At 32.1% G+C, this 17,219-nt stretch carries 12 protein-coding genes and 1 other RNA gene; 9 read left to right on the top strand and 4 right to left on the bottom strand.

Annotation, left to right across the window (positions count from 1 at the left end):
* Nucleotides 1-14: 14 nt before the first annotated feature.
* A complete protein-coding gene (locus tag ATE84_RS18945) occupies nt 15-1,772 on the bottom strand; it encodes a DEAD/DEAH box helicase (RefSeq protein ID WP_101449450.1) in 1,758 nt (585 codons plus the stop codon).
* 168 nt (nt 1,773-1,940) lie between these two features.
* Nucleotides 1,941-2,996, bottom strand: a complete 1,056-nt coding sequence (locus ATE84_RS18940) for a glutaminyl-peptide cyclotransferase (protein WP_101449449.1) — start codon at nt 2,994-2,996, stop codon at nt 1,941-1,943.
* An 87-nt stretch (nt 2,997-3,083) separates the two neighbouring features.
* Here ATE84_RS18940 and ffs point away from each other — a divergent pair.
* The 3 genes from ffs (at nt 3,084) to fsa (ending at nt 4,914) form a co-directional block, all read left to right on the top strand.
* An RNA gene (gene ffs, locus ATE84_RS18935) (signal recognition particle sRNA small type) lies at nt 3,084-3,182 on the top strand.
* Between the two features lie 122 nt (nt 3,183-3,304).
* Nucleotides 3,305-4,126: an SDR family oxidoreductase gene (locus ATE84_RS18930; RefSeq protein ID WP_101449448.1), complete on the top strand. Its 822-nt coding sequence runs from the start codon at nt 3,305-3,307 to the stop codon at nt 4,124-4,126.
* Between the two features lie 134 nt (nt 4,127-4,260).
* Nucleotides 4,261-4,914 (top strand): fructose-6-phosphate aldolase, encoded by a 654-nt coding sequence (gene fsa / locus ATE84_RS18925; RefSeq protein WP_101449447.1) that lies wholly within the window; start codon nt 4,261-4,263, stop codon nt 4,912-4,914.
* A gap of 56 nt (nt 4,915-4,970) precedes the next feature.
* On the opposite strand, the gene ATE84_RS18920 is transcribed toward fsa, so the two are convergent.
* Entirely contained in the window at nt 4,971-6,416 is a 1,446-nt protein-coding gene (locus ATE84_RS18920; RefSeq protein ID WP_101449446.1) for a peroxiredoxin, read from the bottom strand.
* A 245-nt stretch (nt 6,417-6,661) separates the two neighbouring features.
* Here ATE84_RS18920 and ATE84_RS18915 point away from each other — a divergent pair, with 245 nt between their 5' ends.
* The 3 genes from ATE84_RS18915 (at nt 6,662) to ATE84_RS18905 (ending at nt 12,763) form a co-directional block, all read left to right on the top strand.
* Complete coding sequence (locus ATE84_RS18915) at nt 6,662-8,287, top strand: ABC-F family ATP-binding cassette domain-containing protein (RefSeq protein ID WP_101449445.1); 1,626 nt, start codon at nt 6,662-6,664, stop codon at nt 8,285-8,287.
* 531 nt (nt 8,288-8,818) lie between these two features.
* On the top strand, nt 8,819-9,244 hold the full coding sequence (locus tag ATE84_RS18910; protein ID WP_101449444.1) for a hypothetical protein: 426 nt from the start codon (nt 8,819-8,821) through the stop codon (nt 9,242-9,244).
* Nucleotides 9,245-9,247: 3 nt separating this feature from the next.
* Entirely contained in the window at nt 9,248-12,763 is a 3,516-nt protein-coding gene (locus ATE84_RS18905; RefSeq protein ID WP_101449443.1) for a T9SS type A sorting domain-containing protein, read from the top strand.
* A 78-nt stretch (nt 12,764-12,841) separates the two neighbouring features.
* Here ATE84_RS18905 and ATE84_RS18900 read toward each other — a convergent pair whose 3' ends face one another.
* The gene (locus ATE84_RS18900; RefSeq protein WP_101449442.1) at nt 12,842-13,441 is read right to left on the bottom strand and encodes a TetR/AcrR family transcriptional regulator; all 600 of its coding nucleotides are present in this window, start codon (nt 13,439-13,441) and stop codon (nt 12,842-12,844) included.
* Nucleotides 13,442-13,905: 464 nt separating this feature from the next.
* On the opposite strand from ATE84_RS18900, the gene ATE84_RS18895 reads away from it, so the two are divergent.
* The 3 genes from ATE84_RS18895 (at nt 13,906) to ATE84_RS18890 (ending at nt 17,194) form a co-directional block, all read left to right on the top strand.
* On the top strand, nt 13,906-14,466 hold the full coding sequence (locus ATE84_RS18895; protein ID WP_101449441.1) for an RNA polymerase sigma-70 factor: 561 nt from the start codon (nt 13,906-13,908) through the stop codon (nt 14,464-14,466).
* 142 nt (nt 14,467-14,608) lie between these two features.
* Nucleotides 14,609-14,779, top strand: coding sequence for a hypothetical protein (locus ATE84_RS26315; RefSeq protein WP_158237299.1), 171 nt, complete (start codon nt 14,609-14,611; stop codon nt 14,777-14,779).
* An 81-nt stretch (nt 14,780-14,860) separates the two neighbouring features.
* Complete coding sequence (locus ATE84_RS18890) at nt 14,861-17,194, top strand: TonB-dependent receptor (protein WP_233195844.1); 2,334 nt, start codon at nt 14,861-14,863, stop codon at nt 17,192-17,194.
* Nucleotides 17,195-17,219: the final 25 nt, after the last annotated feature.

Below are 17,219 nucleotides of genomic sequence, written 5' to 3'. Positions count from 1 at the left end.
AAACCTCTGATTTATCAACGATCACTTCGTTTTCTACGATCTCTTTTTCGATTACCTCCGCTACCTCTGTCTTCTTTTGAATCAAAACGTTTTTTACCTTTAGGTTTAAATCCTTCGCTTCTGCGTTTTCCTTTATAACCACCACTATCATTATCACGACGACGTCTTCCTCCTCTACGACCAGAATCTTTAGAAATTTCTACATTAACCTTTCTTCCTTCCATTCTGAAATCTTCAAAAACCTCAAGTACTCGCTCCTGATGCTCAGTATTGGTATTGAAAAAAGAAAAACTTTCTTTAACATCCACTCGACTTAAAGAATCACTCCCAAGTTCTAAAACTTCTTTCAGGAAATCCTTTAAAGTCATCCAGTCAAATCCATCTTTTTCTCCTACATTAATAAAGTAACGCGTGCTACCATCTCTACCAGAACTTCCTTCTCTTTCGTTTACAGCATTTAGATCTCTAGATTTTTTGTAATAATTATGAAAACGAGAAAACTCTACCGAAAAGAATTTTTTAATCAATTCTTCTTTAGAAAACTCCTCTAGAACTTCATTAATAGAAGGTAAATAACTATCGATTTCATGGTTTATTTCTGCTTTTCCGATATCACTGGCTAAGTGAAATAGTTGAACCTGGCATATTTCTTCACCACTAGGAATTTCTTTTTTCTCAAAGCTCTTCTTGATGATCCGCTCTACAGATTTAATTTTTCTAACTTCGCTTTTAGATACGATAACCATCGAAACACCACTTTTTCCTGCACGTCCAGTTCTTCCACTTCTATGTGTGTATGTTTCTATTTCATCTGGAAGTTGATAATTAATTACATGAGTAACATCATCGACATCGATACCACGTGCAGCTACATCTGTAGCAACCAACATCTGGATTTGACGATTTCTAAAACTTTTCATCACCAAATCACGTTGATTTTGACTTAAATCACCATGTAGTGCTGCAGCATTATATCCATCACCAATAAGGTTTTCTGCTACTTTTTGAGTATCTCTTTTGGTACGACAAAAAATTACAGAAAAGATATCTGGGTTAGCATCTGCTAATCGTTTCAAGGCGGCATACCGATCACGAGAGTTTACGACATAATATTCATGAGAAACATTTTTTGAACCAGTATTTTTATGACCTACAGTGATTTCTACTGGAGTTTGCATAAATCGTTTTGCAATAGTAGAAACTTCTTTTGGCATTGTAGCAGAGAACAACCAGGTATTTTTATCTTTTGGGGTATGAGATAAAATGGTATTAATATCTTCATAAAACCCCATATTTAGCATCTCATCAGCTTCATCCAATACACAATAACTAATATTAGTGATATCTACCATTTTACGGTTGATCATATCTTGCATTCGTCCAGGAGTTGCCACTACGATTTGGGCACCACGTTTTATTTGTTTTGCTTGATCTGTTATACTTGCTCCACCATAAATTGCTACGGTATGCAATCCAGGGATATACTTAGAGTAGTTTTTAAGTTCGTTAGTAATTTGTAAACAAAGTTCACGAGTAGGAGAGAGGATTAATCCTTGTGTAATCCTGCTGCTGCTATCAATTTTTTCGATTAATGGAAAACCAAAAGCTGCTGTTTTTCCTGTACCGGTTTGTGCCAAAGCAACAATATCCGTGTCTTCTTTTAACAAAATAGGGATTGCCTTTTCTTGTACTTCACTTGGGGCTTCAAAACCCATATCATTCACCGCCTTAATAATGGCTTCACCAAGACCTAACGCTTCAAATTTGTTCATATGTCTAAAAATAAGCCGCAAAGGTACGGTTTATTATCTGTCTATTACAATAACGAGTAACTTATTATAGTGTTGCAGGAATTTATTGAAGATTGAATCTTTACTACATCAAAAATTTAAAGCAAAGAGATCTGTTTAATAATTCGTAATTGTCATTTTTGAGAAGTACTATGGTTTTTTGATAACTTCAATTTCAAAAAGTTTATCCCAGTTTTTACCAGTAACAAATAACCGTTTTGTATCTGCATTATATGCAATACCATTTAGTACATCTAATTTTTCATGTTGTGCTACTTTTTTACGGAGGCCACTAAGATCAATTACAGCTTCTAAAGCACCACTATTAGGGTTAATTACAGCAATTCCGTCCTTTTGCCAGGTATTCGCATAAATTTTTCCATTAACCCATTCTAATTCATTAAACCTGGATTTAACACCTTTATTTGTAGTAACTTCTATATAATCTTTTTCTGCAAGTGTATTAGGGTCAAGTATCCATATTTTTTCTGTACCATCGCTTTTATAGATCTGATTTCCATCATTACATAACCCCCAACCTTCTTTACTCTGATTATAAGCAAAACTTCCAGTTTTCTCTAAAGTAGTAAGATCATAGATAAACCCTTCTTTAGATGTCCAGGTTAGTTGAAATATTTTATCATTCATAATTGTAATTCCTTCAGCAAAATATTCCTTTGCAACATCCTTCTTGATAAGAATTTCTCCGGTTTTATAGTTGAGTTTTCTTAAAGAAGACATTCCTTTTTTACCAGTACTTTCATATAATGTATCTCCAAAAAACTCTAATCCTTGGGTAAATGCTTCTTTATCATGAGGGTATTCTGCAATAATTTTATATGAATACAATTTTGGGGATACATTGTTAAGAAAAGCTACCTTTTTGGATATAGTATCTATGTTTCCATCATAAAAAACTTGAGCGGTTAGGACATGATTCCCTAGTTTTTCATCGTCTATTTTTTCTTCATAACTAAAATCTTTTTTAGAAGCTACTTTTTTATTGTCTAAAAGAAAGGTGACAGAATCAATTTTTATATTTTGAGCGTTTATAATGTTTGCTTTTATCGTCTCACCCAACTTAAATTTGGTTTTATTATCCTCAGTTTTGATTGAAAAATGTTTTTTTTGCTTATCCTGATTACTTCCACAAGAAAAACTAAGTATACTTAAAATAATGATGACGAAGGAGTTATGAATCTTCATTGTAATAATTAAATTTTAAGCAAGATATTTATTTTAATTGGGTTTAAAAAATCATTGTTTTATATCCTAAAGATTGTATCTTTGCATCGGCAAGTCCTACACAACTAGCTCCTGTTGAATCCTCCAGGGCGGGAACGCAGCAAAGGTAGACGGTTGTAGCAGTGTGATGTAGGTAGCTTGCCTTTTTTTGTGCCTTAATTTTAGGTGTAATTTATAGGGATACCAATACACAAACTACTATTATTATTTCCTGTCATTTTATTTTTTGAGATTAGTAGATCGTTAATCAGAATTGTATATTTGCGAGCATGAGCACTAATCAAAGTAATACTGTAGTTTTAATTACAGGAGGATCTTCTGGGATAGGGAAATCTATAGGCATATATTTAGCAGAGAAAGGGTATATTGTATATGGTACTAGTCGTAACCCATCTCGATTTCCTGATTTTAAACCTTTTACTCTTTTAGAATTAGATGTTGCTGATGGTAATAGTATCGAATCTGCTATTACAACAATAGAACAGAAACATGGACGATTAGATGTGCTAATCAACAATGCCGGAGCGGGTATTACTGGTCCGATAGAAGAAATCCCTAATGAAGAGATAGTACGGAATTTTACTACAAACTATTTTGGTCCAATTAATGTTACTAAAGCCGTTTTACCAATTATGCGAAAACAAGGAAGTGGCTTAATTGTTAATATCACTTCTATTGCTGGATATATGGGATTACCATATAGAGGAATTTATAGTGCTTCTAAAGCTGCATTAGAGATGACTACAGAAGCATGGCGAATGGAGTTAAAAGGGTTTAATATTAGAATGACGAATGTGGCTCCAGGTGATTTTGCAACCAATATTGCTGCGGGGCGCTACCATGCTCCCGTTATTGAAAATTCTCCGTATGAAAAACCATATGGTGATACACTAAAACTAATGGATAGCCATGTAGATTCTGGTAATGATCCCTTAGAAATGGCTGAAGCTGTTTTTAAGATTATAAAAAACCAAAAACCAAAGGTACATTATAAGGTAGGGGCATTTATGCAAAAATTTTCTATTGTACTAAAACGAATATTACCAGATAGAATATATGAGAAGATGCTAATGAATCATTATAAATTGTGATTCAATCTTTTTTCATGAAAGAAAAAAGATATTTTTAATTAACAAAAAGATTTTATTAGCCTACAACGATTATTTTTATATTCGCGATCTATAAAAGGGTAAAATTTATACACAACAATTTTAAAAACAATACTATGAAATTTTTTATTGATACTGCAAATCTTGATCAGATTAAGGAAGCGCAAGATTTAGGAGTTCTTGATGGAGTAACTACAAATCCGTCTTTGATGGCTAAAGAAGGTATCACTGGTAGAGAAAATATTATTAATCACTATAAAAAGATCTGTGAAATCGTAACCGGAGATGTAAGTGCAGAAGTAATTTCTACAGATTTTGAAGGTATTATTAAAGAAGGAGAAGAATTGGCTAAGCTTCATGATCAAATCATTGTAAAAGTACCAATGATTAAAGATGGTGTAAAAGCAATAAAATATTTTAGTGATAAAGGAATTAAGACGAATTGTACTTTAGTGTTTTCTGCTGGACAGGCTTTACTAGCAGCAAAAGCAGGAGCAACTTATGTTTCTCCCTTTATTGGTAGATTAGATGATATTTCTACAGATGGACTTAATCTCATCGCAGAGATTAGATTAATTTATGATAATTATGGATTTGATACACAGATTTTGGCAGCTTCAGTAAGGCATACAATGCATGTAATTGATTGTGCTAAGATTGGTGCTGATGTAATGACGGGACCTCTTTCTTCTATAGAAGGATTACTTAAACATCCATTAACTGATATTGGTCTTGCTAAGTTTCTTGCAGATTATAAAAAAGGAAATTAATGTAGTTTTTCCTGACATAAACTTTTATAAAAGCTGCTCTTCTATAGAGTGGCTTTTTAATTTTCTAAACTTGCCAGTTGCGTATATTGCATAAGTTGTTTCTCAAAAACAGAAGCGAATAAATCTGTGCTAGGATTTATGATTTTTCCATCCTCGTTTACAAGAATAACTTTATTTCTATAGTGAATAACTAATTCTTCTGAAGAGCATTTTGGATATTTGAATTCATATTCATTTTCCAAATTGTATCGATGCCTTTTTATAGTTTTTAGCCAATTTTTTGTTTGATCAGCATTTGTGTTTACAGCTATAAAATCAATACCAGGATATAAAGAACTAAGGTATTCTGCTTTTTCATGAGCCTTTACATAGTGATCTTTACTTTCTATCGACCAGAAATATAAAGCAGTAATAGGCTTATTAAAAAGCGAGGATAATTTTACAGTTTCCCCTTTTGAGGTTATTAAATCTTGATCCGGAATAATATTGTTTGGTCTTAATTTAGAAATATGTCGAGCAAGTTTTTTTAATTCTCGTTGAGATCGTTTGTTAGTACTTACCGATAGATAATGTTTTAATACAATGTCTGACTCTTGATTGTTTTTACTATCATCCAATAAAAAACGTATAGTTGACCTTCTTAATAAACTGTTCTTGATATATGAATGCTTTATAACAGTATCAATTAAATCTAGTTTGTATATAAAGCTACCTACACGATCATTGTATTGTTCTTGATTGCTATTATTAGAAAGAGAAGCATTAGTGAAATACCAATTTAAAAACCAATTATAAGAATATAGTCTTTTTAATTCATCATCGTTAAAGTCTATCTGATTTCTATAATTAAAAAAAGAAGCAGATAATTCTTCAGTTGCACCGGGGCTTCCCATTTCATAAAGACTATTAAAATAGAATTCATGCCTCATATAGTATTCAAATATAAAACTAGCCTGAGTAAGTTTTTTTGCTAAATTACTTAATTCATTTTTGTCGATTAACTTTTCAAAAGTAGCCGATTTCATCTGTAATAAAGAATCTTGATTTTTCTTGAAATAAGAAGGAGATTGTCTAAATCCAGTCCTTTTTAATTTTTCTCTCTCGATTTCGTTTTGTAAAAATAAGTCAATTAAAAAGTTATTTTTAGCAGATCCTTCTCCTGTAAAAACAAGTGATTCATCAAATTCTATAGTATTTAATCTAACAAGAACACTATCTCCTTTTTCAAGAAGGATAACTTGGTACTCTGGTTTGTGCTTAAAGGAATATAACCCATCTTCCAGGTTTTCAACTTTATGTAAGAATCGATTGTTTTTATCTAAAAAAATAGTATCCTTACAATCATGTCCATTAGATAAAATAACGTAATTAGTATTTGGGTTTACAATTTCACCTCCAAAATAAGTATATTCTTTATTGCTTTTTTCAGAAGAACCACAACTAATCACAAAGCATGATAAAAAAGGAACTAGTACAAAATATCTTAGTACGGAAAATTGCATTTTTGATTCTATAAAATTAACGGACTATTTGTCCAAAAATAAAGGGAAACACCTGTTACGGTTGTTAATTATAAGTTAATTCTAAACATATTAACGAATTGAGGTGCTAAAACTTTTCAATTTTCAGTTTTTGATAATAAGTAAACTATTAGGAAAAGTCTCTAAATTAATGATGGATTGTTTCAGGTTCTGAATCCATTTTTCTACTTTTGCCGCAAATTTAAACCTTACAATTTTTCATACTCATGCTATCAGTTTCTAATCTTTCTGTTCAATTTGGTAAGCGAATACTTTTTGATGAAGTAAATACTTCTTTTATACAGGGCAATTGCTATGGTATTATTGGCGCCAATGGTGCTGGGAAATCCACATTTCTTAAAATCCTTTCTGGTGTAATGGAACCTACATCTGGGCATGTACACCTAGAACCAGGGAAACGAATGTCTGTTTTAGAACAGAACCATTATGCATATGATGAGTATACGGTACTAGAAGCTGTAATTATGGGGAATAAACCTCTTTATAAAATAAAGAAAGAAATAGATGCCCTTTATGCAGATTATACAGATGAAAATGCAGAGAAAATAGGTGAGCTACAAGTACAATTTGAAGAAATGAATGGTTGGAATGCTGATAGTGATGCAGCAGCAATGCTTTCTAATTTAGGTATCAAAGAAGAATTGCACTATACCCAGATGTCTGATCTTGATACCAAACAGCGTGTTAGAGTATTGATAGCACAATGTTTGTTTGGCAATCCAGACGTTTTAATAATGGATGAGCCAACAAATGATTTAGATTATGAAACTATTTCATGGTTAGAAAGCTTTTTGGCAAATTTTGATAATACAGTTATTGTAGTATCTCACGACCGTCACTTTTTGGATGCGGTATGTACACATATTTCTGATATTGATTTTAGTAAGATTAATCACTATAGTGGTAATTATACGTTCTGGTATGAGTCTTCTCAATTAGCAGCAAGACAAAGAGCTCAGCAGAATAAAAAAGCAGAAGAGAAGAAAAAAGAATTACAAGAGTTTATTGCACGATTTAGTGCGAATGTAGCAAAATCTAAACAAGCTACTTCTCGTAAAAAAATGATAGAAAAACTTAATATCGAAGATATTAAACCATCAAGTCGTCGTTATCCTGCTATAATATTTGAAAGAGATAGAGAAGCAGGTGATCAAATCCTGAATGTAGAAGGATTAACTGCAAGCCAGGATGGAGATACACTATTTAAAGATATTGATATTAATTTAAATAAAGGAGATAAAGTTGTGATCTTCTCTAAAGACTCAAGAGCTACAACTGCATTTTACCAGGCACTAAATGATAAACAAAAAGTAGACTCTGGTAAATTTAACTGGGGGATTACTACTACTCAATCATATTTGCCAGCAGATAATAGTGAATATTTTCAAAATGACCTTACACTAGTTGACTGGCTACGCCAATGGGCAACTACAGAAGAAGAAAGAGAGGAAGTGTTTATTAGAGGATTCTTAGGGAAAATGATTTTTAGCGGTGAAGAAGCATTAAAAAAATCAAATGTATTATCCGGAGGTGAAAAAGTTCGTTGTATGTTATCTAAAATGATGATGACAAGAGCTAATGTGTTGATGCTAGATGAACCTACAAACCATCTGGATTTAGAATCAATTACAGCTTTTAATAACTCGTTAAAAAAGTTTAAAGGCACAGTCTTGTTTACTACTCATGATCATGAGTTTGCCCAAACTGTGGGTAATAGAGTAATTGAACTAACGCCAAACGGAGTTATTGATCGTTATGCTACATTTGATGAGTATATGAGTGATCCAAAAATTAAGGAACTGCGAGAAAAAATGTATGGCGTGAATGTTTGATTTTACTACCAAAACCATCAAAGAATAAATTAATTTTAGAGTTGTATCTTATAATTCTATAACCTTTTCTATATAAAGTATTCCTTAATACGGAAATTAACTAAAATAGTTATAGGTGCATAGCTCTGTTTTGAAAAGTCTATAAGATAATTTCAAAATTGAAGCTAATTCTGTCTATAACTTAAGTTAGCAAGTAAATTAATATGGGTTTGTAGCTTTAGCTATAATCATTTAAAAGCATATGTGTTGTTGAATATATGGTATGTCTAGGTTTCGAATTAAAAAATAATTGCCTAGAAGCTTTTCAGTGCACATGAAATAGAGCTATACTTATTTTGCTAAATCATATGATAAGTAGTTGATTTTTAAAAAAATAAAAGCTATTTTAGAGGTGCGTTATGCGGTTGTCTTTTATTATTTATAAAAAAGTGTATAAGCTTTCATCATATTCCTTCCCCAAAAGCCGAAAGTAATTGCCGATTTAACGAACAGTTAATAAAACTTTCATAAGCGATTTATAAAATAGTATCGATGGTATTGAGAAAAATTATAAGTATCCTTTTTTTTGGTTTAACCATATTCTCTTTTGCTCAGTGTAAAACTGTAGAAAATAAAACTACCCAAGATAAACTATCACATCAGCCTGTTACACCTATTAAAAATGATATGATTATTTCAAAATTAAATAGAAATAAATCAATGGAACTTCATGTCAAAAAGATAATAAAACTTGGAGATCCAGCTATTCATTTTGAATACACTGTTTATAATACAGTGACAAAGAATATTATAAAACAAGGCTATTTTAGAGGATCTAATGTTGATTGGAATGATAATACCTCGATAAAGCTTGTTCCTTACATCGGGATGGAACAAAAACCGACTTCTGAAAATCCTGATGATCTACTTCTGTCAAATACACAAACACAAATAACAATTATTAAATTAAACAACTAACTTATGACACACAAATTTTATTTTAGGAAATTGGCTATTCTTATCTTTCTGCTAATCGTTTATTCTGCGTGCGATAAGAATTCAGAACAAAGAAATACAGAAACAAGTGCTGTAAATGTAAAAACAACCAAAAAGCGCAAAACAAACAAGGATTATAGTAAGAAGAAAGGAATTGAGGTTATTGCAGAGTATAAGGCAAATCTTTTAAAACCTATTGGAGCCGAGGAATCTACATATAAAGATGGTTTCTTAATGACTGAGCATCGAAAAGCGATGAAAAATAGGTCTACTGCCAAGAATTCAAGTATCATTAAGTGGAAAGAAAGAGGTCCTGTAAATGTACCAGGAAGGATACGTGGTATTGTAGTAGCTCCCGATAATGACGACAAGTGGTATGCGGGTACTGTAGGAGGTGGACTTTGGGTAACCGAAGATGCCGGAACTACCTGGGAGAACCTTACAGATTATAAAATACCCAATTTGTCAACATCTACGGTTGCTGTAGGAACAAATGATCCAAAGACATTATATGTGGGAACAGGCGAACCTTTCAATAACCTAGATGCAATTGGAGGTGTTGGAGTTTTAAAAAGTGTAAATGGAGGACGTAGCTGGGAATACCTGAACAAAACCAAAGATTTTGGAGGAATTGGTAGAATAGCTTTAAACCCGCAAGATGAGAATAACCTTGTTGTAGCAAGTAGAAATGGTATTTATGTTACTACTGATGGTGGAACAACATGGCAGCATACATATAATGCAGGAAACGTTCAGGATTTGAATTATGATCCAACAAATTTTAACACGCTATATGGAGGAGTAAATAGTGTTGGGGTTATAAAAAGTACAGACGGTGGATTGACATGGGATTTAGTGTTGAATAGAGATGACTACAACTCAAACCATTCTCGTTTTGAACTTGATGTTTCTCCAGCTAATCCAAACAGAGTTTTTATTTCGGTGTATACAGCTAGTGGAGGAGCAACTACTGCAGTGAATACAGATTTTTACCTTACCAGCGATGCAGGAAAAACATTTAGATTAATTGGTTACGAAGGGACTCCGGCAGCAGGAAATTTGATTACAGGACAAGGATGGTATGACAATATAATAAGAGCACACCCTTTTAATGAAAATGTTTTTTATGCAGGAGGAGTGGTAATGCATAGAGTACAAATAGTTAAAGCAGGAACAGGAACTAAAAGTAAAGATGGGCCGGTGAGTTATACTTTTCAGCCTATTGCAGCAGGTTATAATGGTGAATTAAATAATTATGTTCACGTAGATCAACATGGTTTAACATGGATTAAAAAAAGAAAAGAAAAGAAGTTTAAATTAATCCTTGCTAATGACGGAGGTATATATCATACTGATTATCTGTTTGAACCAGGAACAACACTTAATGATTGGTCTACTTCTGCAGTAGGGCTTAACTGTACGCAGTTTTATGGAGCCGATAAACGTAATGGTACAGAAGATTACATGGCTGGAGCGCAAGATAATGGAACCTGGATATCACTTACCGAAAATGGAGCAAATGATGAAACCGGGTATCAGTTTATTATTGGTGGAGACGGGTTTGAAGTACTATGGAATTATGATAATCCTAATGAATTTATAGGAGGTTCTCAATATAATAGTTTTGTACGTTATGAGAATGGTAATGGATTTAATGCCAGGCATGGAGAATCAGGAAGAGGAACATCACCTTTTTATTCAAAAATCACGAATTCAAATAATAATCCTAATGTACTTTTTAGCCCTTCTATTAGTGGGGTCTGGAGATCCCCCGATTTTGCAAAATCATGGGAATTAACTTCTATTCCTAGCAATTTTTCGGTAGGAGCTTCAAGTTCATTAGATGCCTCTGTATCTACAGCTAATCCAGATATTGTATGGGCTGGTAATGCAATGACAGAATCTGGAAGTTATGTGATGCATGTTTCTAAGAATAATGGAGTGTCTTATGAACCTACGGCATTATTCTCTGACCCAAGAGATGGTGTTAATCATAATTATCTTATTTCAGGAGTAGAAACTTCTTCTACAAATGAGAATAGAGCTTATGCATTATTCTCAGGACAAGGAGCAGCTAAAATATTAAAGACAGAAGATTTAGGGCAAACCTGGGTAGATATTTCAGGGTTTTCTACAGGAGAAGATAGAGGATTTCCGGATGTAGCAATACATAGTTTGGTAGAAATGCCATTTGATGAAAATAGAATTTGGGTAGGAACAGATATTGGAGTATTTCAAACATTAGATGGAGGAGCGCATTGGTCATTATTGGCTGGATTACCAGCTTTTTCTGTTTGGCAAATGAAAATCGTAAATGATGAAGTAGTTATGGCAACTCATGGTAGAGGTATCTGGACCGCTACTTTAGAAGAACTTGAAGGATATGAACCTCCTACATATTACGCACCTCCAACAATTGCTATTGTTGCACAGGAGTCGGTAGAAAATCAAAATGCAGAGATTACTTATGTGCAGGAAAATCAGGATATTGAGAGAATAGTAGTGTATTTGGATGGAGAAGAAATTACTCAGATTACAGATAACATAGATCAAGGTACCGAGTTTTTATATATAATAGAAAATTTGGCAGAAGGAAATTATAAGGTTGGTTTACAGGCTGTTGATAGTGCAGGAAATACTTCCGTTATTTCTTCAACTTCATTTAATATTATTGATTATACAGCTCCAAAAAATCTTGTCTCTATTGAAACTTTTGACATATCTGATGTGTATACTTATGGAGGAGAATTTGTGATCAATACAATTAATGAAACGGTAAGTCAGGCAGTTCTTAATAATTCTGCACATCCATATTTAAACGATTCAGAATATCGTACTGTTTTAAGACATCCTATTATAGTTAATACAGAAAATGGAAGTTTTACCTATGAAGATGTTGCAATTACAGAATTTGACCCTGCACCTGGGCAATTTTATGATTACGTAACTATAGAAGCTTCTAGTAACTTAAAAGATTGGGTACGATTAGATACTTATGATGCACAAAGATTTCCAGAGTGGACAGATGCCTTTAATTCTGGGCCCGCTCCATCAATAAGTGATGAATTGTTTAAAGAGCAATCGATCAATTTATTAGATTTCTTTCAGGAAGGAGATGTTATTGCAGTACGTTTTCGGTTAGTTTCCGATCCTTTATTTACTTCTTTCGGTTGGGCTATTCGCTCTATAAATGCTCCAGAAAAACAATTGGTAGCAGAAGAAGTGGAAGAAGTAGAAAAACCTCTTCGAAGTTCGGAAGGAGCTCTTTTATATCCAACGATTTCTAATGGAGAAGTGCAAATTTCGTCTGGAACTGTAATTAACAATAGCGTAGTCGAAATATATGGCATAAGTGGTAGACTTGTATACTCAAAAAATATTGGAACACTAAATGATTCCCAACAAACTTTGTCTTTAGAAAACCTTAAATCAGGAATGTACTTAGTTAAGATTTTTGGAGATGGAGCAGTAGCAAATACAACCAGAATTGTGATCAGGTAAGCTTAATTTGTTAAACGCTAATATGAATGGTATACCTATAAGTTTTTACTTATAGGTATACTTATTATAAAAGCAATTCTATTTTTTTAATCCTTCAAATTTTAAATACATATAATCTCTAATTATAGACTCTAATGTTTCTTTGGTCTGGTTAAAAAAATTGTCATCAGTAATTAGCTGTCTAATAAAATATTCATCTAGTTTGACTAGAAGTTCTGATGATACGGGTTTGAAAATATTGTTTTTTATTCCTAAAATGTAAAATTGTTTTAAATCTTCGAGAAATGAGGACAAAAATTCTTCAATAATTTTCCATGCCGTTGGATAATGTTGTTGTAATTGTCTTAAAAAAAAAGAAGAAACATCTTTAGTCCCTTCTAAAAGGATACGCCCTAAAGTTTCACACTTGTAATCTAGTTTCAGAATCTCTTCTGTAATCTGATTTTTATAGGTGTATAAATAATCTATTCTTACTTGTGTGATATATTCAAAAATTTCTTCTTTAGTTGTAAAATACTGATATATAGTAGATTTGCTTTTTTTCATTAGTAAAGCCAGATCATCCATGGTTAATTCACCTAAATCTGTAGTCTTTAATTTTGGGAGTATAGCAAGGGTCCATTGCTCTACTTTTATATTCTTTTCTTTTCTATTTTTAAGTATAGATTTTCTTCCCACGTTTGATAAGTTTACTGAAATCAAACTACTTTGTGAAAAATAGTTCTAATTTTTGTTTTCCGTTCTTCAAACTTAATTGTTTACAATATAAATAACCAAAAAGTTACGTGAAAATATGCTGTTATGTAAGGATGATGGTATATTAATAAGGTTTGTGAAAATGAATAGACTCTTTTTACTCCGGTTAGAAGAAAACTATTGGTATAAATGTACTAAGTGTCTATATCATTGAAATAAATGATATGATCTTTACAGCAAATTTTAATATATAAAACAGGTTAAGCGTATTAATTCTTATGTATGTTTGAATAGTTGAAAATTAGAAAATTACGAGAGAAATGGGTGCAAAGAATAGTTGCAAATTGAATGCTTTTGTAACATATATGTAAGTTTCCCGTTTTTTTTATTGTAATGTAATTTTATCTTTGCAAGATACTTGATAGCATAATTTTCAAAATCAACATTTGGGTGATCAACTTATCATAGAACAAATCAAAAACAAAAATGTCAAAGTTTTTGAATCTGTATTTAAGGAATATTTTAAAGTACTTACTATATATGCCAAAAAATACGTTCTGGATCTTGATACAGCACAGGATATCACACAAGAAGTATTTATAAAACTATATGAAAGAAAAGATGAACTTATCATCCACACTTCTTTAAAATCATTTCTATATACATCTGTGAAAAATAGATGTCTGGATCATATCAAAATTCATAATATTCGTCAACAACATAAGGATATCATTCAAAAAGAATCCTCAATTCTTGTAGAAGAAGATATTGATGAAATAGAAAAAACAGAACTACAAGAAAAAATCTACAAAGCCATCAGAGCTCTTCCTGATCAAAATCAAAAAATCTTTATGCTAAGTAGGTTCGAAGGAAAAACCAATCAAGAGATTGCCGACGAACTTAATATTAGCAAGAGAACCGTAGAAACTCATATTAGTAATGCTCTTAAAAAAATAAAATCAGTAGTCCTTTTTGTTTTTATAATTCTGATTATCAGTTTTTTATAGTTTTTTTTTTCATTTTTTTTCATTTTTGGTTACGTGTAACTTCTTTTCTATTCGTCATATAAGCAACGATACGGGAATGAAGCAAAATGCTTTGTTACAGAAAGAAGAATAACATATAATTTTTATTAAAATGAAATCTGTTATGAATATGCACAACCAAATTAACTTAGAATATGCTTTGATTAAATATTTTTCAGATAAAGCAACACCAGAAGAGGAAACGTTTGTACAACAATGGGCTTCTCAGAGTTCTGACAATACTTCATATTATCATAAGATTCAGCGATTATGGATTCAAAGAATAGTATTGTGATATCACTATAGAATATAAAAAAATCCGTGACTTGGTCATAATAGGTATTTTGAATATATAATCATTAAATTTTTTAGAAAATTGAAAACAAAACAAGTAATTCTTGCCTTTTGGGTGGTACTTATGGGCTTTAGTAAAATATTTAGCCAACAAAAAACATCAGAAAAATATACAATTAGTGGGTATGTAAAAGAATCTGGTAGTCAGGAATATTTACCGGGTGTATCAATTTATATTCCAGGTAGTACGGTGGGGACCACTACCAATGACTACGGATTCTTTTCACTTACCATTCCTGGGGGAACACATGAATTGATTGTATCGTATATTGGATATGGTACCATTAAACAATCGATTGATCTTAACAATGACCTCACACTCAATTTTGATATGGAGCTAGAGGCCGAAAGCCTAGATGAAGTTATTATAGATGGGGATAGAAGAGCGAATGAAAGCCAAGTAACTCAGATGAGTGTTGTGTCTATAAAACCTTCAGAAATAGAGGATATTCCTGCTATTTTGGGAGAAAAAGATGTCATCAAAGCATTGCAGTTATTACCTGGGATTCAGCGAGGTAATGAAGGAAGTGCAGGATTCTTTGTAAGAGGAGGAACCCCGGATCAGAATTTGATCATATTGGATGAAGCACCGGTATACAACTCAAATCATTTATTCGGAATATTTTCAGTATTTAATGGAGATGCTATTAAGTCTATAGAAACCTATAAAGGAGGGTTTCCGGCAAGATTTGGCGGTAGGTTATCTTCTGTGCTTAAAATAGATACAAAAAATGGGAATAAAGAAAGGTTGAGTGGAAAAATAAACGTTGGATTGATATCTTCTTCTCTCTTGGTCGAAGGACCAATAAATAAAGGAAAAACTTCGTTTATTTTTAGTGGGCGCAGAACATATGCAGATCTATTGTCTAAGCCTTTTCAAACATCTAATTTTAAGTTAGGTTATTATTTTATGGACCTTAATTTTAAAATACACCACGTTTTTAATGAAAAAAATAAACTATACTGGAGTAATTATTTTGGACAGGATAAATTTAAAGCAGTTAATAAAGAAGAAAGAAATGATTCTGAAACAAAATTGTTTTGGGGTAATATTACTTCTACATTACGTTGGAATCATCAATTTAGCGATAAGTTTTTCTCTAATACTTCTTTAATTTTTAGTAATTATAATTTTGGGATAAAGTTCGATGAAAAGTTTAATAATGAAATTTTTAAATTTAAAACAGACTCAGGAATCAATGACTACGGTATTAAAGCGGATTTTGATTATTATCCAAGCCCTAGGCATTCCATAAAATTTGGGTTGGCATCTACATATCATAATTTTGTACCAAAACAATCCCGGATAAGACAAACAGGAGTAAATAATTCTGATATTACACAAAAAATCGAATCTCTGGAGAGTGCGTTATATCTCGAAGATGATTGGAAAATTACCAATTCATTAAGTTTCTCTCCCGGGTTAAGGTTAACTCACTTTCAGTTTAAATCAACAGATTATCTTAATCTGGAACCAAGAGCAACTATTGCCTGGAATGTAAAACCCGATTTGGCATTAAAGGCGTCATATTCCAAAATGAATCAATACATTCATTTACTTTCCAATTCGGGAATAGGATTGCCTACAGATCTTTGGGTATCTTCTACTGATAAGCTGAAACCTCAGGTTTCTGAACAATATGCGTTAGGTGTTGCTAAAGATTTTATGGATGATGGATATTCTATTACTGTCGAAGGGTATTATAAAAAAATGGATGATGTGATAGCATATAAAGAAGGAGCCTCATTTTTACTATTAGAAGACTTGGGAACAGGAAAAGAAATTGATTGGGAAGATAATATTACCACAGGTCAGGGATGGGCTTACGGTACAGAAATATTATTACGTAAAAAAACAGGGAAACTTACTGGTTGGTTAGGGTATACATTATCGTGGTCAGAAAGACAATTTGAAGAACTAAATCAAGGGCGTAAGTTTTTCTCGAAATATGATAGGAGACATGACCTTTCTTTGGTTGGTATATATAAACCTAATGATCGTATTACACTATCGGGAACATGGTTGTTTTCTTCAGGAAATAACTTTAATCTTCCAGACACTGAGTCTTTATCAAATACAAGTAATTTTCCGATAACAATCCCAGATCTTTCTAGTGGTGGAACACCTTTTAGTACAGAACGAAATAATTTTAGAGGAGAAAATTATCATCGTTTGGATTTAGGAATTCAATTTCATAAAAGATTTTCAAAAAATAGAGAACGTACTTGGGGATTTTCAATATATAATATTTATGGAAAAAAGAATCCTTTCTACTATTATTTTGAGGATACTAAACTTAAAAAAGTATCGATCCTGCAATTTGTTCCATCCATTAATTATACCTATAAATTTTAACAAGTAAAATCAATTGAACCAAAAT

The sequence above is a fragment of the Aquimarina sp. MAR_2010_214 genome (assembly GCF_002846555.1).
Taxonomy (GTDB): domain Bacteria; phylum Bacteroidota; class Bacteroidia; order Flavobacteriales; family Flavobacteriaceae; genus Aquimarina.
This window is presented reverse-complemented; position numbering and strand designations above follow the sequence as displayed.